The 22,579-nt window shown below is 69.6% G+C and carries 25 protein-coding genes; 12 read left to right on the forward strand and 13 right to left on the reverse strand.

What is annotated here, in order from left to right; translation table 11 throughout:
• Positions 1-99: 99 nt before the first annotated feature.
• The 7 genes from pyrG to ACODT0_RS28875 all read left to right on the forward strand — a co-directional run bounded on the left by pyrG (position 100) and on the right by ACODT0_RS28875 (position 6,322).
• A complete protein-coding gene (pyrG, locus tag ACODT0_RS28845) occupies positions 100-1,782 on the forward strand; it encodes a CTP synthase (RefSeq protein WP_057595936.1) in 1,683 nt (560 codons plus the stop codon).
• Positions 1,779-2,069 (forward strand): DUF1330 domain-containing protein, encoded by a 291-nt coding sequence (locus ACODT0_RS28850; protein WP_489042879.1) that lies wholly within the window; start codon positions 1,779-1,781, stop codon positions 2,067-2,069. Before pyrG ends, ACODT0_RS28850 begins: the two co-directional genes overlap by 4 nt.
• A 28-nt stretch (positions 2,070-2,097) precedes the next feature.
• A complete protein-coding gene (gene eno / locus ACODT0_RS28855; protein ID WP_057595934.1) occupies positions 2,098-3,381 on the forward strand; it encodes a phosphopyruvate hydratase in 1,284 nt (427 codons plus the stop codon).
• Positions 3,382-3,497: 116 nt separating this feature from the next.
• A complete protein-coding gene (gene ftsB, locus ACODT0_RS28860; protein ID WP_057595933.1) occupies positions 3,498-3,776 on the forward strand; it encodes a cell division protein FtsB in 279 nt (92 codons plus the stop codon).
• A gap of 116 nt (positions 3,777-3,892) precedes the next feature.
• Positions 3,893-4,513, forward strand: a complete 621-nt coding sequence (gene pnuC / locus ACODT0_RS28865; RefSeq protein WP_489042880.1) for a nicotinamide riboside transporter PnuC — start codon at positions 3,893-3,895, stop codon at positions 4,511-4,513.
• Positions 4,510-5,205, forward strand: a complete 696-nt coding sequence (locus ACODT0_RS28870) for an AAA family ATPase (RefSeq protein ID WP_489042881.1) — start codon at positions 4,510-4,512, stop codon at positions 5,203-5,205. The genes pnuC and ACODT0_RS28870 overlap by 4 nt, the downstream gene beginning before the upstream one ends.
• Before the next feature lie 121 nt (positions 5,206-5,326).
• Positions 5,327-6,322 carry a hypothetical protein gene (locus tag ACODT0_RS28875; RefSeq protein ID WP_489042882.1) on the forward strand — a complete coding sequence of 332 codons (996 nt, stop codon included), beginning with the start codon at positions 5,327-5,329 and terminating at the stop codon, positions 6,320-6,322.
• A 9-nt stretch (positions 6,323-6,331) separates the two neighbouring features.
• Here the strand turns inward: ACODT0_RS28875 and ACODT0_RS28880 are convergent, their stop codons facing one another.
• Positions 6,332-7,117 carry an AraC family transcriptional regulator gene (locus ACODT0_RS28880; RefSeq protein WP_261216091.1) on the reverse strand — a complete coding sequence of 262 codons (786 nt, stop codon included), beginning with the start codon at positions 7,115-7,117 and terminating at the stop codon, positions 6,332-6,334.
• A 94-nt stretch (positions 7,118-7,211) separates the two neighbouring features.
• Here ACODT0_RS28880 and ACODT0_RS28885 point away from each other — a divergent pair, with 94 nt between their 5' ends.
• Positions 7,212-8,003, forward strand: coding sequence for an SDR family oxidoreductase (locus ACODT0_RS28885; protein WP_489042883.1), 792 nt, complete (start codon positions 7,212-7,214; stop codon positions 8,001-8,003).
• A gap of 2 nt (positions 8,004-8,005) precedes the next feature.
• Positions 8,006-8,875 (forward strand): NAD(P)-dependent oxidoreductase, encoded by an 870-nt coding sequence (locus tag ACODT0_RS28890; RefSeq protein WP_489042884.1) that lies wholly within the window; start codon positions 8,006-8,008, stop codon positions 8,873-8,875.
• A 15-nt stretch (positions 8,876-8,890) separates the two neighbouring features.
• Here the strand turns inward: ACODT0_RS28890 and hslO are convergent, their stop codons facing one another.
• Entirely contained in the window at positions 8,891-9,889 is a 999-nt protein-coding gene (hslO, locus tag ACODT0_RS28895; protein WP_261216095.1) for an Hsp33 family molecular chaperone HslO, read from the reverse strand.
• Positions 9,890-9,926: 37 nt separating this feature from the next.
• Positions 9,927-10,451 (reverse strand): gamma carbonic anhydrase family protein, encoded by a 525-nt coding sequence (locus ACODT0_RS28900; RefSeq protein ID WP_489042885.1) that lies wholly within the window; start codon positions 10,449-10,451, stop codon positions 9,927-9,929.
• 50 nt (positions 10,452-10,501) lie between these two features.
• On the opposite strand from ACODT0_RS28900, the gene ACODT0_RS28905 reads away from it, so the two are divergent.
• Positions 10,502-11,314 carry a ferritin-like domain-containing protein gene (locus ACODT0_RS28905; RefSeq protein ID WP_489042886.1) on the forward strand — a complete coding sequence of 271 codons (813 nt, stop codon included), beginning with the start codon at positions 10,502-10,504 and terminating at the stop codon, positions 11,312-11,314.
• 9 nt (positions 11,315-11,323) lie between these two features.
• Here the strand turns inward: ACODT0_RS28905 and ACODT0_RS28910 are convergent, their stop codons facing one another.
• From ACODT0_RS28910 to phnD, 8 genes are all read right to left on the reverse strand, one after another.
• A complete protein-coding gene (locus tag ACODT0_RS28910) occupies positions 11,324-11,788 on the reverse strand; it encodes a MaoC family dehydratase (RefSeq protein WP_489042887.1) in 465 nt (154 codons plus the stop codon).
• 83 nt (positions 11,789-11,871) lie between these two features.
• Positions 11,872-13,005 (reverse strand): thiolase family protein, encoded by a 1,134-nt coding sequence (locus tag ACODT0_RS28915; RefSeq protein WP_489042888.1) that lies wholly within the window; start codon positions 13,003-13,005, stop codon positions 11,872-11,874.
• 90 nt (positions 13,006-13,095) lie between these two features.
• On the reverse strand, positions 13,096-13,677 hold the full coding sequence (locus ACODT0_RS28920; RefSeq protein WP_261216109.1) for a TetR/AcrR family transcriptional regulator: 582 nt from the start codon (positions 13,675-13,677) through the stop codon (positions 13,096-13,098).
• A 76-nt stretch (positions 13,678-13,753) separates the two neighbouring features.
• Entirely contained in the window at positions 13,754-14,761 is a 1,008-nt protein-coding gene (locus tag ACODT0_RS28925; protein WP_172705653.1) for a Bug family tripartite tricarboxylate transporter substrate binding protein, read from the reverse strand.
• 20 nt (positions 14,762-14,781) lie between these two features.
• On the reverse strand, positions 14,782-15,762 hold the full coding sequence (locus ACODT0_RS28930) for a Bug family tripartite tricarboxylate transporter substrate binding protein (RefSeq protein WP_261216113.1): 981 nt from the start codon (positions 15,760-15,762) through the stop codon (positions 14,782-14,784).
• 95 nt (positions 15,763-15,857) lie between these two features.
• On the reverse strand, positions 15,858-16,679 hold the full coding sequence (gene phnE, locus ACODT0_RS28935; protein ID WP_172705652.1) for a phosphonate ABC transporter, permease protein PhnE: 822 nt from the start codon (positions 16,677-16,679) through the stop codon (positions 15,858-15,860).
• Positions 16,676-17,506: a phosphonate ABC transporter ATP-binding protein gene (gene phnC, locus ACODT0_RS28940; RefSeq protein WP_057595919.1), complete on the reverse strand. Its 831-nt coding sequence runs from the start codon at positions 17,504-17,506 to the stop codon at positions 16,676-16,678. Before phnC ends, phnE begins: the two co-directional genes overlap by 4 nt.
• Complete coding sequence (gene phnD / locus ACODT0_RS28945; RefSeq protein ID WP_489042889.1) at positions 17,503-18,366, reverse strand: phosphonate ABC transporter substrate-binding protein; 864 nt, start codon at positions 18,364-18,366, stop codon at positions 17,503-17,505. Before phnD ends, phnC begins: the two co-directional genes overlap by 4 nt.
• A 225-nt stretch (positions 18,367-18,591) precedes the next feature.
• Between phnD and ACODT0_RS28950 the strand changes: the two genes are divergently transcribed.
• Positions 18,592-19,491 (forward strand): LysR substrate-binding domain-containing protein, encoded by a 900-nt coding sequence (locus tag ACODT0_RS28950; protein ID WP_489042890.1) that lies wholly within the window; start codon positions 18,592-18,594, stop codon positions 19,489-19,491.
• 9 nt (positions 19,492-19,500) lie between these two features.
• Here ACODT0_RS28950 and xerD read toward each other — a convergent pair whose 3' ends face one another.
• Together xerD and ACODT0_RS28960 are read right to left on the reverse strand one after the other, a co-directional pair.
• Positions 19,501-20,412 (reverse strand): site-specific tyrosine recombinase XerD, encoded by a 912-nt coding sequence (gene xerD, locus ACODT0_RS28955; protein ID WP_057595917.1) that lies wholly within the window; start codon positions 20,410-20,412, stop codon positions 19,501-19,503.
• Between the two features lie 73 nt (positions 20,413-20,485).
• Positions 20,486-21,460, reverse strand: a complete 975-nt coding sequence (locus ACODT0_RS28960; RefSeq protein ID WP_057595916.1) for a tripartite tricarboxylate transporter substrate binding protein BugE — start codon at positions 21,458-21,460, stop codon at positions 20,486-20,488.
• Positions 21,461-21,561: 101 nt separating this feature from the next.
• On the opposite strand from ACODT0_RS28960, the gene ACODT0_RS28965 reads away from it, so the two are divergent.
• Positions 21,562-22,479, forward strand: coding sequence for an AEC family transporter (locus ACODT0_RS28965; RefSeq protein ID WP_489042891.1), 918 nt, complete (start codon positions 21,562-21,564; stop codon positions 22,477-22,479).
• Positions 22,480-22,579: the final 100 nt, after the last annotated feature.

Below are 22,579 nucleotides of genomic sequence, written 5' to 3' on the forward strand. Positions count from 1 at the left end.
CGCCGGGCGAGGTAACAGTGTCCACCCGCGCCGGGTGTCGCCGGGGGCACACCTATAATCTCAATTTCCCACTGCCCGGTCCTTGCGTCCGGAACTGGCATGACCAAATTTGTCTTCGTCACCGGTGGTGTGGTGTCTTCCCTCGGCAAGGGAATCGCCTCCGCCTCGCTGGCCGCGATCCTCGAATCCCGCGGCCTCAAAGTCACCCTCATCAAGCTCGATCCCTACATCAACGTCGACCCCGGCACGATGTCGCCGTTCCAGCACGGCGAGGTGTTCGTCACCGACGACGGTGCGGAAACCGACCTCGACCTCGGCCACTACGAGCGCTTCATCACGACGCGCATGCGCAAGGCCAACAACTTCACGACCGGCCAGATCTACAAGACCGTGCTCGAGAAGGAACGCCGCGGCGACTACCTCGGCAAGACGGTGCAGGTGATCCCGCACATCACCAACGAGATCCAGGAATACGTCAAGCGCGGCGCCGGCATCGGCACCGCGCACGAGGTCGACGTGGCCATCGTCGAGATCGGCGGCACCGTGGGCGACATCGAGTCGCTGCCCTTCCTCGAGGCCGTGCGCCAGATGAGCCTGCGCATGGGCCCGAACAATTCGGCCTTCGTGCACCTGAGCTACGTCCCCTGGATCGCCGCCGCCGGCGAGCTCAAGACCAAGCCCACGCAGCACACGGCGCAGAAGCTGCGCGAGATCGGCATCCAGGCCGACGCCCTGCTGTGCCGCGCCGACCGCCCGATCCCCGACGACGAGCGCGCCAAGATCTCGCTGTTCTCGAACGTGCCCGAATGGGGCGTGATCTCGATGTGGGACGTGGACACCATCTACAAGGTGCCGCGCATGCTGCACGAGCAGGGCCTCGACGGCCTGATCTGCGACAAGCTGCGCATCAACACGCCGCCGGCCAAGCTCACGCGCTGGGACGAACTGGTCTACGAGGTCGAGCATCCGCAGCAGGAAGTGGCGATCGCCATGGTCGGCAAGTACGTCGACCTGTCGGACAGCTACAAGTCGCTCAACGAGGCGCTGCGCCACGCCGGCATGAAGAACCATGCGCGCGTGAAGATCGACTACGTCGACTCCGAGACCATCACCGCGCAGGACGTCTCGCGCCTGGCCAAGTACGACGCCATCCTCGTGCCTGGCGGCTTCGGCCAGCGCGGCGTCGAGGGCAAGATCCTCGCGGCCCGCTTCGCGCGCGAAGGCAAGGTGCCCTACCTCGGCATCTGCCTGGGCATGCAGGTCGCCACCATCGAGTACGCGCGCCACGTGGCCGGCCTGCCCGATGCCAACAGCACCGAGTTCGACCCCGAGACCTCCTGCCCCGTGATCGCGCTGATCACCGAGTGGAAGGACGCCGACGGCACGATCAAGGTGCGCAACGAGAAGTCCGACCTCGGCGGCACCATGCGCCTGGGCGCGCAGAGTTCCGACGTGACCGACGGCACGCTGGCCCACAGCATCTACGGCGACGTGGTCACCGAGCGCCACCGCCATCGCTACGAAGCCAACGTCAACTACCTCGACCAGCTGCGCAAGGCCGGCCTCGTGATCTCCGCGCTCACGCAGCGCGAGCAGTTGACCGAGATCGTCGAGCTGCCGCAGGACGTGCATCCCTGGTTCATGGGCGTGCAGTTCCACCCCGAGTTCAAGTCCACGCCGTGGAGCGGCCATCCGCTGTTCAACGCTTTCATCAAGGCCGCGCTCGACCACAAGGGCCAGGGCGCCGGCAATGCGGGCAAGACGCTGAAGGCAGTGGCATGACCAGTGCCTACATCATCGCCAACGTCGAGGTGACCAATCCGACCCAGTACGAGGAGTACAAGAAGTGGTCGACCGCCGCCATGCAGGCGCATGGCGCCGAGGTCTGCGTGCGTGGCGGCAAGGTCGAGGTGCTCGAGGGCGACTGGGCGCCGCAGCGCATCGTGATCCTCAAGTTCCCGAGCGTCGAGGCCGCGAAGACGTTCGACAGCTCGCCCGAATACGGCAAGGCGCGCGAGGCGCGCCAGGGTGCCGCGATCATGCGCATGATCGTCGTCGAAGGTCTGTGATCCGTTTTTACTGGAGAAAGAAAAGAAGATGAGTGCAATCGTTGACATCGTCGGCCGCGAGATCCTCGACAGCCGCGGCAATCCCACCGTCGAGTGCGACGTGCTGCTCGAGTCGGGCACCATGGGCCGCGCGGCCGTGCCCTCGGGCGCATCCACCGGTTCGCGCGAAGCCATCGAGCTGCGCGACGGCGACAAGAAGCGCTACCTCGGCAAGGGCGTGCTCAAGGCGGTGGAGAACATCAACACCGAGATCTCCGAAGCCGTGCTCGGCCTCGATGCCAGCGAACAGGCCTTCCTCGACCGCACGATGATCGACCTCGACGGCACCGACAACAAGGGCCGCCTGGGCGCCAACGCCACGCTGGCCGTGTCGATGGCCGTGGCCCGCGCGGCCGCCGAGGAATCGGGCCTGCCGCTGTACCGCTACTTCGGCGGCATGGGCGGCATGCAGATGCCGGTGCCGATGATGAACGTCATCAACGGCGGCGCGCACGCCAACAACAGCCTGGACCTGCAGGAGTTCATGATCATCCCCGTGGGCGCGCCGAGCTTCCGCGAAGCCGTGCGCTACGGTGCCGAGGTGTTCCATGCGCTCAAGAAGATCCTGGGCGACCGCGGCATCAGCACCGCCGTGGGCGACGAAGGCGGTTTCGCGCCGAGCGTCGAGAGCCACGAAGCGGCGATCCAGCTGATCCTCGAAGCCATCGACAAGGCCGGCTACGTGGCCGGCGAGCAGATCGCGCTGGGCCTGGACTGCGCCGCCAGCGAGTTCTACAAGGACGGCAAGTACGTGCTGTCTGGCGAGAACCTCTCGCTGTCGGCCGAGAACTGGACCGACATGCTCGCGACCTGGGTCGACAAGTACCCGATCATCAGCATCGAAGACGGCATGCACGAAGGCGACTGGGACGGCTGGAAGCACCTGACCGAACGCCTGGGCAAGCGCGTGCAGCTGGTGGGCGACGATCTGTTCGTCACCAACACCAAGATCCTGCAGGAAGGCATCGAGAAGGGCATCGCCAACTCGATCCTGATCAAGATCAACCAGATCGGCACCCTGACCGAGACCTTCGCCGCGATCGAGATGGCCAAGCGCGCCGGCTACACGGCCGTGATCTCGCACCGCTCGGGCGAGACCGAGGACAGCACCATCGCCGACATCGCCGTGGGCACCAACGCCGGCCAGATCAAGACCGGCTCGCTCTCGCGCTCGGACCGCATCGCCAAGTACAACCAGCTGCTGCGCATCGAGGAAGACCTCGGCGACATCGCCGTCTACCCGGGCCGCGGCGCGTTCTACAACCTCAAGTGATGCCCCCTCCCCGGCCCGAAGAGCCGCGCGCATTGCCGCTTTTTCCGCATTTCGCGGATCGGCGCTGCGCCGTCCCCGGCGGGCCGTGCGGGGAGCGCGGGTAAAGTCCGCGGACCATGCGCGCGCGCTTCATTCCTCCCATCGTCCTGCTCGTGCTGCTGGCCATCCTCCAGTGGCAGCTGTGGAACGGGCGCGGCAGCGTGCGCGACGTGGCGCAGCTTCAGGCCAAGCTGGCCTCGCAGAAGGATTCGAACGCCAAGGCCGCCATCACCAACGAGCGGCTGGCCTCCGAGGTCAACGACCTCAAGGACGGCCTCGAGATGGTCGAGGAACGTGCCCGCCAGGAGCTGGGCATGGTCAAGCCCAACGAGGTCTTCGTCCAGATCGCCCACTGAATGGCCCCCACGCTCGGCACTGCGTGTCCTCGCTGCCCCCCGAGGGGGCCGCTCGCGCCTTGGGGCGGCCCGGCGGCGCTCGGTGCATTCGCACCGCGCAGCCTGCCCTCCAACTGATGCCCGAACTCCTCTCCGCCCCCGCCTTCGCGCTCTGGGGCTCTCCCGTCACCTGGCTCGAATGCGTGGCCGCCGTGCTGGCATTGGCCATGGTCGGCTGCAACATGCGCGAGATCCACTGGGGCTGGCCGCTCGCGCTCGTCAGCTCGCTGCTCTACGTGGGCGTGTTCGCGCAGGCGAAGATCTATGGCGACGCCTCGCTGCAGGTCTTCTTCGCGGTCGTCGCCTTCTGGGGCTGGCTGCAATGGCTGCGCGGCCACCGGGCCGACGGCTCGGCGCTGCGCGTGAGCCGTCTCTCGCGCCGCGGCCTCGCGCTCGCGCTGCTGGCCTGCGCGCTGGCCTGGCCCGCGGTCGCCCTCTTCCTGCGCCGCTTCACCGACACCGACGTGCCCTGGTGGGACGGCTTCGCCACCGGCCTGAGCCTGGTCGGGCAGTTCCTGCTCGGGCGCAAGTTCATCGAGAACTGGGTCGTGTGGCTGGCCGTCAACCTGGTCAGCATCGGCCTCTTCGTCCACAAGGGCCTGTGGCTCACGGTCGGGCTGTACGCCGTGTTCGCGGCGCTCAGCGTGGCCGGCTACCTGGCCTGGCGCCAGCGGCTGCCGAAGGCGGCCGCCGCATGACGCCCGTGCTGCCCACCGGCTGCATCGTCGCGCTGCTCGGCGCCGAGAGCACCGGCAAGACCGAGCTCGCGCGCGCCCTCGTGCAGCGCATGAACGAGCGCGGCATCCACGCCACCTTCGTCGGCGAATACCTGCGCGAATGGTGCGAGCGCGAAGGCCGCACGCCGCGTGCCGACGAGCAGCAGGCCATCGCCGAGGAGCAGACCCGCCGCATCGATGCCGCGGCCGCGCTCGGCGTGGCGGTGGCCGACACCACGGCCGTCATGACCGCCGTCTACAGCGAGCTGCTGTTCGCCGACACCACCCTCTACCCCGATGCGCTCGCGGCCCAGCAGCGCTGCGCGATCACCCTGCTGACCGCGCTCGACCTGCCCTGGGTGGCCGACGAAATGCGCGACGGCCCGCACGTGCGCGAGCCGGTCGACGCGATGGTGCGCCGCGCGCTCGCCAGCGCGGGCGTGGCCTACACCGTGGTGCATGGCAGCGGCAGCGAACGGCTGGCCGGCGCCTGGCGCGCGATCCAGAGCGTGGCCGACCGCGGCGGCCTGTTGCGCGACGGCGGACGCGATGCCGTGGTGCCCGACCGCGGCGCGGCCACGGCGGGCGAAGGCTGGACCTGGTCCTGCGACAAGTGCTCCGATCCCGAGTGCGAGCACCGCCTGTTCACCGACCTGCTCGCGCGCCGCGAGTGAGGCCGCCGCGCCCGCGCGGTGCCCTCCGACATGGCGCCGTCCGGTGCTGCGTCATCCTCTAAGCTTCGGCGTCCGTTGCCCGTTGCCGTTGTTTCCCCTCTTCCTCTTGCCTGGAGACCCGATGCCTCTTCGCCGCCGCTTCCGCACCGCCGCCCTCCTCGCCACCGCCCTCGCGGCCTCGGTGCTGGTCGGCGCCGCCGCCAGCGCGGCCCCGTTGCGCGCCACGGTCGAGAACGGCACCACGCCCACCGCCTGCGCCGAGGAGGACAACGTCTCGCTGGTGCTGCGCGGCGAAGGCATACGGCGGCTGCGCATCGAGGCGCTGCAGCCGTCCTACCTGGCCAGCATCGGCAACGACGTCACCGCGCCCGACTTCTCGGGCTGCAACTTCGACGGCGGCGAACACCCCACCGACCCCGCGCACCGCTTCGACCCGCGCACCGTGGTGCTGCTCGACAACGCGCAGTGGCGCATCGTCGGCATGACGCTGGCGAGCTTCTGGCGGCCGCAGCGCGTGCCGGTGCGCGTGGGCACCGTCAGCGACCGCGGCTTCCACCTGCTGCAGGTCTTCCGCAAGGAGAACGGCAAGGCGCTCGAGGCGCTGGTGCTCTACCCCTCCGACGGCTACTGGCGCATCAAGCCCCTGCCCGAGGCGCGCTTCGGCGACGGCGTCTACGGCTCCTCGTTCCTGCTCGGCCCGGTCGAGCAGGCCGGCCGGCCGGTGGTCGACATCGCCTCGATCCGCATCGTGCCGAAGCCGCTGTCGATCCACCTGCGCTTCGCGCGCGGCGGCAGCGCGGTCGCCAATGTCGAGGAGATCAGCCGCGAACGCACCGCGCTCGACGTGCGCTTCTCGGCCCCCACGCGCGAGGCAAGGCCCTTCGCGGTGCTGCGCTCGATGTACGTGACGCCCGACAACGCCGACGTCAGCGAGGTGCGCTGGCAGGCCGCGCCCGAGGCACCGCCGGTCGCGACACCGCTGCCCGAAGTGAAGACGCTCGAGGGCACGCAGTTCCGCTTCGGACGCAGCCTGCCGTCGAAGCACAACACGAGCGCACCGGACATCTTCTTCGGGGGTTTCGACAGCGCGAACCCGCGCGAAGCCAAGGCGCGCTGAGCGCCTCGTTCAACCCGCGCGCCGCACCTCGCCCGGCGTCACGCCGAGCACGCGCCGCATGCAGCGCGCCATGTGGCTCTGGTGCGAGAAGCCGCTCTCCAGCGCCACCTGGCTCGCGGGCAGGTCGCTGCGCAGCAGCAGGCCGCGCGCGCGGTCGACGCGGCGGTGCACCACGTACTCGTGCACCGGCAGGCCGGTCGAGCGCTTGAACAGGGTCTTGAGGTGCGAGGCGCTGAGGCCCGCCACGTCGGCCAGCGAGGACAGCGAAAGATCGCCATCGAGGTGGGCCTCGATGTGCTCGGTCACGCGGCGCAGCTGCGGCCGCGTGAGGCCGCGCGCGGGCACGGGCTCGGGGCGGCGCTGGCCGCTCAGCAGGTGCACGGCGAGCGCGGTGCCGAGGCTGTCGGCATACAGGGTGCCATTGGCAAAGCCCGCGCGGCGTTCGGCGTCGAGGGCCCAGGCGATGTGCTCGATGTGGGCATCGCGGAACTGGTGGCGCTGCGCGAGCGTGGCGCATTCGGCGGGCAGCCCCATCTCGTCGGCCGTGCGGCGCAGCAGCGCGGTCGACACGCGCAGCATCAGCGAGGTGCTCGCGGCCTCCTCGTGCCACACGTCGCTCACGCCCGCGGGCACGATGTCGAGGTCGCCGCGCGTGTAGAGGAAGCGGTGGAACTGGCAGGCACCGGCCACCGGCGCGCCCGTGTGGAGCTTGATGCGGTGCTCGGGCAGCGGCTCGTAGCCGACGATGCCGGCGGGCGTCTGCCGCAGTTCGATGCGCAGGTCGGTGTCGCTCATCGGACCATTATCGGCCGCGCGCCGTCGTCCGTTCGTGCTCGGGGCTGCCCGATCGTGGGCGACCGCGCGCCATGCGCGCGGAATCATCGCGGCCATGAACACCACTCTCCACCAAGACAGCAACACCCGCTACCGCGGCAAGACCGCCGTCATCACGGGCGGCACCATCGGCATGGGCCTGGCCACGGCCCAGGCGCTGCTCGCGGGCGGCGCCCGCGTGATCCTGACCGGGCGCAATCCGAGGAACCTCGAGGCCGCGCGCCACGCGCTGGGCCCGCAGGCGCAGGTGCTGGCGAGCGACGCCGCCTCGCTGGCCGACATCGATGCGCTCGCGGCCACCGCGCGCGAAGCGCTGGGCCATGTCGACCTGCTGCACATCAACGCCGGCATCGCCACGCTCGAGCCCTTCGAGCAGGTCACGGAGGCCGGCTACGACCGTGCCTTCGCGATCAATACCAAGGGCGCCTTCTTCACGGTGCAGAAGCTCGCGCCGCTGATGAAGCCCGGCGCGTCCATCGTCTTCACCTCGTCGATCGCCGACGAGGGCGGCATGCACGGCATGGGCGTGTACAGCGCGACCAAGGCCGCGCTGCGCTCCTTCGCCTCGGGCTTCGCGGCCGAGCTGGTCGGGCGCGGCATCCGCGTCAACGTGGTGAGCCCGGGCTTCATCGACACGCCCACGCTCGGCGTGGCCGATGCCACGCCCGCCGAGCGCGCGGAGTTCGTGCGCCTGGGCGACCAGATCACGCCGATGCGGCGCCACGGCAGCGCCGAGGAAGTGGCGCGCGCGGTGCTGTTCCTGGCCTTCGACGCCACCTTCACCACCGGCGCGCGGCTCACGGTCGACGGCGGCCTGGGGCAGAACCTCAGCCCGGCGCAGGAGTGACCATGCACACTACCGACGTCTCCCTCATCGGCCTCGGCCCGATGGGCAGCGCGCTCGCGCGCGCCCTCCAGCGCGGCCACACGCTCACGCTGTGGAACCGCACGCCGAGCCGCGCCGAAGCGCTGCTCGGCCAGGGCACCGTGCTCGCCGCCGATGCACGCGCCGCCGTTGCAGCGAGCCCCATCGTGCTGGTCTGCGTGGCCGACTACGCGGCCTGGCGCGCGATCCTCGCGCAACCGGGCGTGGCCGAGGCGCTGCGCGGCAAGGTGCTGGTGCAGCTGAACACCGGCACGCCGCAGGATGCGCGCGACGACTGGGCGCGACTCGACGGCGTGGCCTACCTCGACGGCGCGCTGCTCGCCACGCCCTCGCAGATTGGCCGGCCCGACACGCCGCTGTTCGTCTCCGGCGAGGAGCGCGCGCTCGCGGCCTGCCGGCCGGTGCTCGAGGCCATCGCGGGCCACATCGCCTACCTGGGCGAGCCGATCGGCAACGCCGCCGCCTGGGACCTGGCCACGCTGTCGTGCATGTTCGGCGCGATGGCCGGCTTCTTCCACGGCGTGCGCATCTTCGAATCGGAGCGGCTGCCGGTGCGGGACTTCGCACGAATGATCGGCACCATCTCGCCCGTGATCGGCGAGATGATCCGCGCCGAGGGCGAAGACATCCATGCCGAGCGCTACGGCGAACCCGAGAGCTCGATGGCGACCTGCGCGGGCTCGGGCCGGCTGTTCGTGCGGCAGGCGCGCGAGGCGCGGCTCGACGCGGGCTTTCCCGATTTCCTGATGGGCTGGTTCGACCGCGCGCTCGCGGCCGGCTATGCGAACGAGCGGCTCGCGGCGATGGTCAAGGTGCTGCGGCAGCCGGGCTGAACGCCCGGCACCGGCTTACTGCACCACCGGCGTGCCGGGAATCTGGTCGCCCGGCGGACGGAAGATCTGCGCCGCATCGACCGCGTCGAAGCGGTACTGCTTGCCGCAGAAGTCGCAGCCCACCTCGATATCGCCGCGCTCGGCGAGGATGCTCTCGGCCTCCTCGGCGCCGAGGCCGCGGATCATCTGCGCCACGCGCTCGCGGCCGCAGGTGCAGGCGAAGTGCGGGCCCAGCATGCCGCGCTGCGGCTCGAAGCGCAGCAGCTTCTCTTCCCAGAACAGGCGCCGCAGGATGGTCTCGACGTCGAGCGTGAGCAGCTCCTCGCGCGTGAGCGTCGAGGCCAGGATCGAGATCCGGTTGTAGTCCTCGTTGCGGCCGATCTGGTCCTCGTTCGCCTGGTCGCGGTCGGCCGGCGCCGTGCCTTCGAGGTTGCCCTCGCCCTTGACCGGCAGGCGCTGGATCAACAGGCCCGCCGCCACCTTGTCGTCGGCCGCCAGTACCAGCGTGGTGTCGAGCTGCTCGCTCTGCAGCATGTAGTGCTGCAGCACCTCGCTGAGCTTGCCGAGCTTCTCGCCCTCGTCGCCGAACAGCGGCACCACGCCCTGGTAGGGCTGCTGGCCCGGCAGCTTGTCCTTGGGGTCGAGCGTGATCGCGCAGCGGCCCTTGTTGTTCACGTTGACCATGTCGGGCAGCCGCGCATCGGCCGGCAGCTCGCCGATGGTCTTGGCGGTGGCGCGCAGGCTCAGGTCGGGCTTGACCTCGGCCACGGCCACCTTCACCGGGCCGTCGCCGAAGATCTGCAGGATCAGCGCGCCGTTGAACTTGATGTTGGCCTGCATCAGCGTGGCCGCGGCCGTCATCTCGCCGAGCAGCTCGACCACCGGCGGCGGGTAGGCGCCGGTGGCGGTGTTGGAGGCGCGCCGCGCGAGGATCTCCTGCCAGGCATCCGTCAGGCGCACGATCATGCCGCGCACCGGCAGGCCATCGAACAGGAATTTATGCAGCTCGCTCACAACGGGGTTCTTTCTTCGGGTGCCCTCGCGCGCAGGCTCAGGCGATCTTCTTCAGGCCGGCCGCGAAGCGGCGGGCGTTCTTGACGTAGTGCTCCGCGCCCTGGCGCAGCTTGCCGGCGGCCGCTTCGTCGAGCGTGCGCACCACCTTGGCGGGCGATCCCAGGATCATCGAGTTGTCGGGGAATTCCGAGCCCTCGGTCACGAGCGCACCGGCGCCGACGATCGAGTTGCGGCCGATCTTCGCGTTATTCAAGACCACCGCCTGCATGCCGATCAGCGTGTTGTCGCCGATGGTGCAGCCGTGCAGCATGACCTGGTGGCCCACCGTGACGTTCTCGCCCACCGTCAGCGGGCAGCCGATGTCGCAATGGAGCACCGACAGGTCCTGGATGTTGCTGTTGCGCCCGATGGTCATGGCTTCGGTGTCGCCGCGCAGCACGGCGCCGAACCAAACGTTCGCGTTCTCGGCCAGCGTCACGCGCCCCATCACCTCGGCGCTGTCGGCGACCCATGCGCCGTCGCCGAGTTGCGGCGCCACGCCGTCGAGTTCATAGAGGGCCATCGTGGGAGTCTCCGGAAAGGGAAAGAGGGGTGAAACCTAGAATTGTAGGGATGCACCCCCGATTGAGCGCCCTGGCCGCGCTGCGCCTCACAGACCCCGACGAGAAAGTGGCGGCAACCCGCGCGCTGGCAACGCATATCGCTAGCGAAACCATAGCAGACGAACCCGTGCGCGTGCCCGGCGACGAGCTCGGCGTGCCGGGCCGTCCCGAGCGCCCGCTGCGCGTGTCGGCCATGGCGGTGGGCAAGCGCTCGCCGTTCAACACCGAGGGCCGCGCGGCGCTGGTCCATTCGATCTGCCACATCGAGTTCAACGCCATCAACCTCGCGCTCGACGCCGCCTGGCGCTACGACGGCATGCCCGCGCGCTACTACCAGGACTGGCTGCGCGTGGCCGACGAGGAGGCGCAGCACTTCACGCTGCTGCATGCGCACCTGCGGACCATGGGCTGGCGCTACGGCGACTTCACCGGCCACGACGGCCTGTGGAGCATGTGCGAGAAGACGCGCGACGACGTGCTCGCGCGCATGGCGCTGGTGCCGCGCACGCTCGAGGCGCGCGGGCTCGACGCCACGCCGCTGATCCAGGCCAAGCTCAAGCGCGTGAACACGCCCGATGCGCTGCGCGCGGTCGAGATCCTCGACATCATCCTGCGCGACGAGGTGGGCCACGTGGCGATCGGCAACCACTGGTACCGCTGGCTCTGCGAGCGCGCGGGGATCGATGCCGAGGCCGCCTACCCCGAGCTCGTGGCGCGCTACGAGGCGCCGCGGCTCAAGCCGCCGTTCAACCTCGAGGCGCGCACGCGCGCGGGCTTCAGCGACGAGGAACTGAAGGCGCTGGGCGGCGGCCCAGCCCCCTAACGCCCGAAGTCAATCCGGCTTCTTCATCACCACCAGCTTGGGCGAGAAGTGCTGCAGCACCTCGCCGCGCTGGTTGCGCGTCTCGCAGCGCACGCGGACCATCGCGCGGCCCGGCTTGGAGCGCGAGGGCACGATCTCGACGATCTCGCTGACCACGTGCAGCACGTCGCCGGGCCGCGTGGGCTGCGGCCAGCGGATCTCGTCGCCGCCCGAACCGATGATGCCGTCGGCCAGCGGAATGCCGCTGTCGACCAGGAGGCGCATGGTCACGGCCGCCGTGTGCCAGCCGCTCGCGGCCAGGCCGCCGAAGAAGGTGCGCTTGGCGGCCTCCTCGTCGGTGTGGAAGGGCTGCGGATCGAACTGCTGCGCGAAGGCCTTGATCTTCTCGGCGTCGAGCGCGTATTCGCCGCTGGTGAAGCGGTCGCCCACGGCGAGGTCGTCGAGGTACAGCCTGGGGCGGGTGGTGTCGTTCATGGTGCGTTCCTCCTTCGCAAGATGGCACGGCGGCATTGTCGCCACCGTGCCGGTCGTGTCGTGTCGCGCGGGCGCCCGGATGCTCAGACGCGCTCGAGGATGGTCGCGATGCCCTGCCCGCCGCCGATGCACTGCGTGGCCAGCGCATAGCGGCCGTTCTCGCGCGCCAGCAGCGAGGCCGCCTTGCCCGTGATGCGCGCGCCGGTCGCGCCCAGCGGATGGCCGATCGACAGGCCGCCGCCGTCGAGATTGACCGTGGCCGGATCGAGCCCGAGGTCGCGGATGCAGGCCAGCGCCTGCGAGGAGAAGGCCTCGTTGATCTCGACCACGTCGAGGTCGGCCACGCTCAGGCCCGCGCGTGCCAGCGCCTTGCGCGTGGCGGGGATCGGGCCGATGCCCATGATGGCCGGGTCCACGCCCACGGTGGCGAAGGACCTGATGCGCGCCAGCGCCTTCAGTCCATGGCGCGCGGCGAAGGCATCGCTGGTCACCAGCACCGCGGCCGCGCCGTCGGTCAGCGGCGACGAGGTGCCGGCCGTCACCACGCCATCGGCACGGAAGGCGGGCTTGAGCTTGGCCAGCGCCTCGGCCGAGGTGGTGGGACGGATGCAGCCGTCGGCCTCGACCAGCTCGCCCGAGGCCAGGCGCACCGGCACGATCTCGCCGGCCAGGCGGCCCTGCTCGCGCGCGGCGGCGGCCTTGCGGTGCGATTCGACCGCCAGCGCCTCCTGGTCGGCGCGGCTCACGTTCCAGCGCTGCGCCACGTTCTCGGCGGTCTCGCCCATCGAGATGTAGGCGTCGGTGTTCGCCAGCAGTTCCGGGCTCGGCGAGAAATTGAAGCCGCCCTGCGGCACCATGCTCATCGACTCCACGCCCACGCAGAGGAAGGCCTCGCCCATGCCGGCCTCGATCTGCGCGGCGGCGATGTGCACCGCCTGCATCGACGAGCCGCAGAAGCGGTTGACCGTCATGCCGCCCACTTCGTGCGGCAGGCCGGCCAGCAGGCCGACGATGCGCGCGAGGTTGTTGCCCTGCGAGGCCTCGGGATAGGCGCAGCCCAGGACGATGTCCTCGAGCAGCGCGGGATCGAGGTCGGCGCGCTGCAGCAGGCCCCGGACCACGCCGGCGGCCAGCGTGTCGGGACGCACCTCGGCCAGCGCGCCCTTCTTCGCGAAATGGAACGGCGAACGGGCATAGGCGGAAATGACGGCTTTCATGGTGTGCTCCTAAAAACTACCATCCAATCGGTAGGCTGACAGGTCAAAAAAGAGGCACGCGGGGCGTGCCTTCGGGCGGATGCCGGTGCGTCAGGCGGGCAGCGAACTCCTCAGTTGCGCGACCGCGTCGTCGAAATCCTCCACGCGGCCGGTCATGCGCGCCGCGATCAGCGCGCCCTGGCAGACCGCGAACACATAGGCCGCGAGCGCCGCGGCGCCCCCGCCCTGGAGCCGCTCGGGCGCCAGCGCGCCGAGCACGCCGCTCAGCCACAGCACCTGCTTCTCGCGCAGCTCCTGGACCGTGAGACGCAGCTCCTCGTTGGTGCAGCCCCAGCCCGGCGCCAGCGCCCCCGCGGGACAGACGGCCGAACCGGCCTTCAGGCCATTGCGGTACATGCGGAAATAGGCGTCGAGCGACTCGCGCGGCGTGCGCGACTTGGCCTCGTCCCAGCGACGGAAACCCTGGATCGCGTCGCGCAGCACGGCCACGCCCAGCGCTTCCTTGGACGGGAAGTGGTGGTAGAGGCTGGCCTTGCGGATGCCGACCGCGTCGGCCACGTCCTGGAAGCTGAAACCCAGGTACGAGCGCGTGGTGATGAGCTCGCGCGCCGCGCCCAGGATCTGGTCGCGCGTGCTGCCGGTGGCGAGTGCCGCTGAGGAGACGCTGCTCATGATTTTGCCTACTATAAGGTAGGGAAAAAGGTGGGCCTATCGCGTGGGCGACAAGCCCGCGTCGCCGCCGGGGTTCTCAGTCCGCCTTGATCCCGGCCGCCTTCACGATCCTGCCATTGCTCTCGAACTCGCTGGCGATCTCCTTCGCGAAGTCGGCCGCGGGCCCACCCGTGGGCACGTTGTCGGTGGCCGTGAGCTTGGCGCGCAGCTCGGGGCTGGCCAGCGCCTTGTTGATCTCGGCGTTGTAGCGCGCGAGCAGCGCCGGCGGCGTGGCGGCCGGCGCGAACACGCCGAACAGCGAGTTGATGTTGGCCGCCTTGTAGCCCAGCTCGCCCAGCGTGGGCACCTGCGGCAGGCTCTCGAGCCGCGCCGGCGCGCCCACCGCGAGCGGCCGCAGCTTGCCCGACTGGATGTGCGCGCCCAGCGTGGGGCTGGCGTTGGTCGAGAGGATCTCGAACTGCCCGCCCAGCGCATCGTTGAGCTGCTGGCCGCCGCCCTTGTAGGGCACGTGCGTGATGTCGACGTTGGCGGCCGAGCGCAGCTGCTCGAGCACGATGTGGCCCAGCGAGGCCGGCCCCGAGGTGGCCCAGCGCACCGCGCCCGGATGGGCCCTGGCGTCGTCGAGCAGTGCGCGGAAGTCCTTCGCCTTGCTCGCGGGCGTGGCGATCAGCAGCACCGGCGAATACATCACGCTGGCCACCGGCGCCACGTCCTTCAGCGGATCGAAGGGCAGCTTGCCCAGGTGCGGGCTCAGCACCAGCGGGCTGATGGCCGAGAAGCCCAGGGTCGCGCCGTCGGGCGCGGCCTTGGCCACCGCGTCCATGCCGATCGCGCCGCTGGCGCCCGCGCGGTTCTCGACCACCACCGTGGTGCCGAGCTGCGCCGCGAGCCGGTCGCCGAGCGCGCGCGCGACCACGTCGCTGACGCCGCCGGCCGGATAGGCCACGATCAGCCGCAGGGTCTTGGGCACGGCCGGAGTCTGGGCCGCCGCGGTGCCGCAGAGGAAGGCGCCGGCCGCGGCCAGCGAGGCGAGCACCGCGGTGCGGCGCGTCGGGAAGAAGAAGGAATGCATCGGATTCGTCATGGCCCTCGAGTCTGCCTCCATCAGTCGAGCTGCAGCTTGCGCTCGCGGATCAGCTTCGACCATTTCTCGTTGTCGGCCTTCACGAAGGCCGCGAACTCGGTCGGGCCCAGCGAATGGACCTCGGCGCCCGCCGCGGCGAACTTGGCGCGGATCGCCGGCTGCGCGAGCGCCTTGGCGAGTTCGCCCGCGAGACGGTCCACCACCTCCTTCGGCATGCCCGCCGGTCCCACCAGGCCCTGGAAGCCCACCGACTCCATGCCCGCGAGGCCCAGCTCCTTCACGGTCGGCACGTCGGGCAGCTGCGGATCGCGCTGCGGCCCGGTCACGGCCAGCGCCTTGAGCTTGCCGCCCTTCACCTGCGGCAGCAGCACGCTGCCCGCGTCGATCAGGATCTGCGTCTGCCCGCCGATCAGGTCCTGCACCGCGGGCGCGCTGCCCTTGTAGGGCACGTGCGTCATGTCCAGGCCCGTGACCTGGTTCATCAGCTCGCCGTTGAGGTGCGTCGAGGTGCCGTTGCCGCCCGAGGCGAAGTTGACCTTGCCGGGCTGGCCCTTGGCCCAGGCCACGAATTCCTTCAGGTCCCTGGCCGGATGATCGGGCCGCGTCACCGCGATGTAGCTGCCCTGGCTGATCTGGCCGATGTAGGTGAACTGCTTGATGGGGTCGTACGGCGGCTTGCTCTGCAGGTACGGCGCGATCGCGAACGGCCCGGTGTTGGCCAGCAGCAGCGTGTAGCCGTCGGCCGGCTGGCGCGTGAGCTCGGTGGCCGCGATCATGCCGCTCGCGCCGGGCTTGTAGTCGACCACCAGCTGCTGCTTGAGCGCCTCCTGCAGCGGCACCTGCACCGTGCGCGCCGCGAAGTCGATGCCGCCGCCGGGCGGGTAGCCGACGATCAGGCGGATGGGCTTGGCGGAGGGGTAGCCCTGGGCCAGGGCGGGGCCGATGGTGGCGGCGGTCGCGGCCAGCGCGAGGCCGGCCAGGAAGACGCGGTGGATCCTCATGTCGATGTCTCTCGTGTTCGAAAGCCGCCGATTCTGCGGCAAGCCGCGGCACGGCCTCGAAGCACGAGAGACAGGGCGCGCGGCCCGCCGCGACCTCAGGAACGGCTGCCCTGCTGGATCCAGGCGCGCAGCCGGGTCGAGAGGTAGTCGGCGGTCATCACCATGACGACGATGACCAGGATGCAGGTCGCCGTGTCCTGGTACTGGAACAGCTTCATGCTGCCCACCAGCTCGAAGCCGATGCCGCCCGCGCCCACCATGCCCAGCACCGTGGCCTGGCGCAGGTTGGTCTCGAAGCGGTAGACGATGACGCCGATCCATGCCGTCACGACCTGCGGGATCACGCCGAAGACGATGGTCTGGATCGGGCCCGCGCCCGTGGAGCGCAGCGCCTCGATCGGCCCGTGGTCGATCTCCTCGATCGACTCGGCGAAGAACTTGCCGAGCATGCCCGCGCCATGCAGCGCCAGTGCCAGCACGCCCGGAAAGGGCCCGAGGCCGACCGCCGCCACGAAGATCAGCGCGAGGATGATCTCGTTGATGCCGCGCGTGATGTTGAGCACCTGCCGCATCGCATGGAACACCGCCGGGTTCGGCGAGATGTTGCGCGCCGCGAAGAAGCACAACGGCACCGCGAGCACCACCGCCAGCAGCGTGCCCCAGAGCGCGATCTGCACCGTCTCGATGGCGGGCTTCACCAGCCTGCCCATGAACTCCCAGTTGGGCGGCAGCATGCGGCCGAGGAAGTCGGCGATCCACGGCATGCCCTTGGCGAGCTCGCCGAAGCTCACCTGGGCGCCGATCGCGGCCCACCAGAGCACGCCGAGCCCGGCCGCCGCGGCGACCAGGTACTTCCACCAGCCGGGGTTGCCGTCGCTGCGGGCGATCAGCAGGTTGTAGCGTCCGATCGCGATCATGGCTGCTCCAGGGCGAGTTGCTGGACCGGCGGCAGCGCCGGCGCGTGCGCCGCGGCCAGGGCCGCGTCCTCCTTCGGTTCCCCCGGGTCGGGCTCGAGGCCGCCCGGATAGATGCGCTGCAGCACCTCGTCGGTCAGCGCGTCGGGCCGGCCCTCGAACACCACGCGTCCGCCCGCCACCCCGATCACGCGCTGCGCGAACTCGCGCGCGTAATCGACCTGGTGCAGGTTGCAGATCACGGTGATGCCGTCCTCGCGGCTGGCCTGCCGCAAATAGTTCAGCACCTTGCGCGAGGTCTTCGGATCGAGGCTGGCCACCGGCTCGTCGGCCAGGATCACCTTGGGCCGCTGCGCCAGCGCCCGCGCGATGCCCACGCGCTGCTTCTGGCCGCCCGAGAGCGTGTCGGTGCGCAGCTCGGCCTTGTGGTCGAGCTCGACGCGGCGCAGGCACTCGCGCGCGATCGCGATGTCGCGCGCCGGAAAGACCTGGAACCACGAGGCCAGCGCCGGCATCGAGCCCAGCCGCCCCGTCAGCACGTTCTTCAGCACCGACAGGCGCGGCACCACGTTGTAGTGCTGGAAGATCATCGCCACGTCGCGGCGCACGCGGCGCAGCCCCGCGCGATCGCGCCGCACCGGCTCGCCGTCCACCCGCACCTCGCCCTGCGTGGGCTCGGCGAGCTGGTTGATGCAGCGAAGCAGCGTCGACTTGCCGGCGCCCGAGGCACCGAGGATGACGACGAACTCGCCCTTGCCGACCGCGAGGTCGACCTGGTGGAGCGCGGTGAAGTCGCCGTAGCGCTTGCAAAGGCCGCGGATCTCGATCATTTCATCTTCCCCAGGTCGAGCTTCAGGATCCTGGCCGTGTCGCGGATCACGTTGTAGGCCGCGTCGTTGGTCGGATGGAAGCCGTTGAGCAGGCCCTGGTCGGACCAGGGGATGTCCTTCACCTGCAGGAAGGCCGCCTGCACGCGCTGCTTGAGATCGGCGCCGAGGTCCTTGCGCCAGACCGTGGGCGATTCGGGGATCGGCTCGGAGCGCCAGACCTCGACCAGATCCTCGCGCTTGACCAGCCCCTTCGCCACCGCGGCATCGAGGATGCGGTCGGCGATGGCGGCCGCGTCGACCTTGCGGTTCTGCACCGCGATCGCGCTCGAGTCGTGCGAGCCCGAGAAGATCACGCGGCCGAAGTCCTTGTCGGGATCGAAGCCGGCCTTCATCAGCCCCGCCTTGGGGAACAGGTGGCCCGAGGTGGAACTGGGATCGACGAAGGCGAAGGTGCGGCCCTTGAGGTCCTTCACGCTCTTGATGCCGCTGTCCTTGTGGGCCACCACCTGGCTGTAATAGAAGGTGCGGCCGGCCTTCTTGGTCTCGGCGACCGCGAAGGCCTCGATGTCGGCCACCGAGGTGCCCAGCACGTACGAGAACGGGCCGAGGTAGGCCACGTCGAGCCGCTTCGAGCGCAGCGCCTCGATCACGCCGTTGTAGTCGGCCGCCACGAAGGGCTTGACCGGCATGCCGAGGCCCTGGGCCAGCATGTCCATCATGCGCTGGCTGTTGGCGATCATCGCGCGCGAGTCCTCGGAAGGAATCAGCCCGACCGTGAGCGCCTGCTGCGCCCTCGCCGGTGGAATGAAGGCCGCGCCCACGGCGGCGGCCGTGCCGAACAGCAAGCTTCTGCGTTTCATCATCTGTGTCTCCAGTCTTCTGCGGTTCCGGTCCCTCGCGCCGCCGTCGTGGCGGCCCGAGGATTCGTGGCGTTCCGGTCGTCTTTTTTCGTGCCGACCTGGAGCACCTGGCGGCGAGTACATCACCGGCCCATTCATCGATCCAATTCAAATTTTTTTGTCGATGTATTCAATGAACCTATAGTCGGATTCATCGAGAATTCCCGCTTTTTCCGGAGCCGCCGCATGCGCCTGACCCAGCTTCGTTCCTTCTTCGCGGTGGCCCGCGAAGGCAGCTTCACGCGCGCCGCCGAGAGCCTGCACGTGAGCCAGCCCACCATCACGACGCAGGTGCGCTTTCTCGAGGAGACCTACAAGGTCGAGCTGTTCCACCGCCGCGGCCGGCGCGTGCAGCTCACGGTGATGGGCGAGCAGCTGATGCAGCTCGCGCAGCAGATCTTCAGCCTCGAGGCCGATGCGGTGAACCTGCTGGGCGACGCGGGCGAGCTGCGCACCGGCCACCTGCGCGTGGCGGCCGTGGGGCCCTATCACGTGACGAAGATGCTGGTCGACTTCAACCAGCGCTATCCCGGCATCAAGGTGACGGTGAGCACCGGCAACTCACAGGACGTGCTGAACCAGCTGCTCGACTACAGCGCCGACGTGGGCGTGCTCGCGCAGATGGTGCGCGACGAGCGCTTCCTCGCGGTGCCCTTCATGAAGCAGCCGGTGGTGATCTTCGTGCCCTCCTCGCACCGCTTCGCGCGCCGCCGCGCGATCCGGCTGGCCGAGCTCGAGGGCGAGCGGCTGATCATGCGCGAGCAGGGCTCGACCACGCGCAAGGCGCTCGAGCTCGCGCTCGACAAGGCACGCATCCGCGCCGACGTGGTGATGGAGATCGGCAGCCGCGAGGTGATCCGCGAAGCCGTGCTGCAGGGCCTGGGCATCGCCGCGGTGTCGGAGGTCGAGTACGTGCCCGCGCCCGACCTGCATCGCGTGGCGATCAGCGACACCGAGATCTTCACCTCGGCCCATGCGCTGTGCCTGGCCGAGCGGCGCGACATGCGCATGGTCAGCGCCTTCTTCGACACCCTCTCGCCCGCGCTCTCGGCCGCGCCCGAGGGCCGGCGGCGCAGGAGCCACTGAGCGCGGGCCTCAGCCGCGCGGATGGTGCTGCGCGTGCAACTGTTTGAGCCGCTCGCGCGCCACGTGCGTGTAGATGGTGGTGGTCGAGATGTCGGCGTGGCCCAGCAGCATCTGCACCGCGCGCAGGTCGGCGCCGTGGTTCAGCAGGTGGGTCGCGAAGGCATGGCGCAGCGTGTGCGGCGACAGCGGCACGTGGATGCCGGCCGCGGCCGCCTGCTTCTTCACGATGACCCAGAACATCACGCGCGTCATGCCCGCGCCGCGCGCGGTCACGAACAGGTCGGGCGTCTGCTGGCCGTCGAGGATCACGGGGCGCGACTCCTCGATGTAGCGCTCGATCCAGCGCCGCGCCTCGCCGCCGAAGGGCACCAGGCGCTCCTTGCTGCCCTTGCCGAGCACGCGCAGCACGCCGTCGTTGAGGCTGATGTCGATCACCTTGAGCGAGACCAGCTCGCTCACGCGCAGCCCGCTCGCATACATCAGCTCGAGCATCGCGCGGTCGCGCAGGCCCAGCGGTGTGTCGACGTCGGGCGCGCCGAGCAGGTCGTCGACCTGCTTCTCCGACAGCAGCTTGATCGCGCGCGGCATCTGGCGCGCCGGCATCAGCCGCAGGCTCGGGTCGGCCACGATGCGGCGCTCGCGCAGCGCCCAGCGGTAGTAGCGCTTGAACACCGTGAGCCGCCGGTTGGCCGAGGTGGCCTTGCCCTTGGCCGACAGCCGCACGCCCATGTAGGCCTGCAGGTCGGCCTCCTGCGCGGCGCCGAGCTTCATGCCGCCGCGCTGCTGGTCGAGCCAGTGCGCGAACAGCGCGAGGTCGCGCCGGTAGGCGGCGAGCGTGTTCTTCGACAGGCCGTCCTCGAGCCAGAGGGCGTCGATGAACTCGTCGATGTCGGGGGTGGGTGCGGCGGCGGCCTCGGTCATGGGTGGGCAAGATAGCAAAAAAAAGGGCCGCTCCCCGCGACGGGGGACGGCCCTTCTTTTGGCTGGCGTGGAATCAGTCGAGCTTGAGCTTCTGCTTGGCCACCACGTCCTTGTAGACCTCGTACTCGGCCTTGATCTGGGCCGAGAACTGCTCGGGCGTGTTGGCCACGATCAGCGAGCCGGTGTCCTCGATGCGCTTCTTCACGGCCGGGTCTTCCACCGCCTTCTTCACGCCGGCGCTGATCTTGTCGACCACTTCCTTCGGCAGGCCCTTCGGGCCGAGGATGCCGTAGTAGGCCATGCGGTTCACCGGCTCGAGGCCGACTTCCTTGAAGGTCGGCACGTTCGGCAGCGCGGCCAGGCGCTGCGGCGCCGACACCACGATCGGGACCAGCCGGCCGCTCTGGATGAAGGGCATGGCCGAGGGGATGTTGTCGAACATGATCGGCACCTGGCCGGCCACCACGTCGTTGAGCGCCGGGCCCGCGCCGCGGTACGGGATGTGCGTGACGAAGGTGTTGGTGAGGCTCTTGTAGAGCTCCATCAGCAGGTGGCCGATGCCGCCCGTGCCCGACGAGGCGTACGAGTACTTGCCGGGGTTCTTCTTGAGCTCGGCCACGAACTCGGCGTAGTTCTTCGCCGGGAAGCTCGGGTTGACCGCGATGATGTTCGGCGTGGCCGCGATGTTGATGATCGGCGTGAAGTCGTTGATCGGGTCGTACGGCGTCTTCGGGTTGATGGCCGGGTTGGCCGCCGTGCTCGACACCGTGGCCACGCCGAGCTTGTAGCCGTCGGGCGCCGAGCGCGCCGTCTCGGCCGCGCCCACGATGCCGCCGCCGCCGGCGCGGTTGATCACCACCACCGGCTGGCCCAGCACCTTGCCCAGCGGATCGGCCACCACGCGCGCCACGATGTCCGTCGTGCCACCCGGGGCGAAGGGAACGCTCAGTTCGACCGGCTTGTTGGGATAGCCCTGGGCGAAGGCCGGGCCCGCGACCGCGACCAGCGCGGCGGCACCGACGAAGGCACTCCATTGGCGACGTTGCATCGATTACTCCTTGAACGATGGGGACGAAATTGCGAAAGCAGCGATGCTAGCGGCTCGCCGCCTCGGCCCGAGCCCTGGAATACCCATGGTTTGGGCGGTTTATGCTCGGCGCGGTGAACTACGCGCAGCTGCTTTTCCCCGACTTCTCCCTGATCGCCATCGGCTGGCTCCTGTGCCGCTACACCGCACTGGACCGCAAGGTCTGGGACCAGGTCGAGAGCCTCGTCTACTACTTTCTTTTTCCCACGCTGCTGTTCCATTCGATCGTGCGCAGCCCGCTCGATTTTGGTGCGACCTCGAGCCTGCTGATGGCGGGCGTGGGCGTGAGCCTGTGCGGCGTGGCGCTGGCCTATGCCCTGCCCTGGGTGCCGGGCCTCGGCTCGCACCTCGACCGGCGCGATCACGCGGCGAGCGTGCAGGTCGCGTTCCGCTTCAACTCCTTCATCTGCCTCGCGATGGCCGAGCGGCTCGCGGGGCCCGAAGGCCTGCTGCTGATCGCGGTGCTGATCGGGGTGTGCGTGCCGATGATGAACATCGCGGCGGTGTGGCCGATGACGCGGCATGCGCAGACCGGATTCGCGCGGCAGCTGGTGCGCAATCCGCTGATCGTGGCGACGGTGGCGGGGTTGCTGGCGAACGTGCTGGGGTTCACGGTGCCTGGCTGGCTCACGCCGACCTTGTCGCGGATCGGGGCGGCTTCGTTGGCGCTCGGGTTGCTGGCTGCGGGGGCTGGGATGCAGTTCGCTACGTTGGGGCGGGGGAAGGTGCTGGCTGTCTCGGTGCTTTCCATTCGGCACTTCATCTTGCCGCTGGTGGCCTGGGGGCTGGCTCGGTGGTTGCGGCTGGATGCGGCGCAGGCTTCTGTGTTGATGGCTTTTTCTGCGGTTCCTACGGCTTCGAGTGCGTATGTGCTGGCGCAGAGGATGGGGTACAACGGGGCGTTTGTGGCGGGGTTGGTGACTATGTCTACGGTGTTGGGGATGGTTAGTTTGCCGTTTGCTTTGGCGCTGCCTCGTTGAATCCTTCCAGCGCTGTCTGCTTGATTTTTTTGTTGGTCCTGCTGAGGCCGTTGGCCGGGTCTCGCCCCGGCGGGCGAGTCACTTTCTCTTGTCTCGCCAA

The organism is Variovorax sp. FG153, from assembly GCF_057809595.1.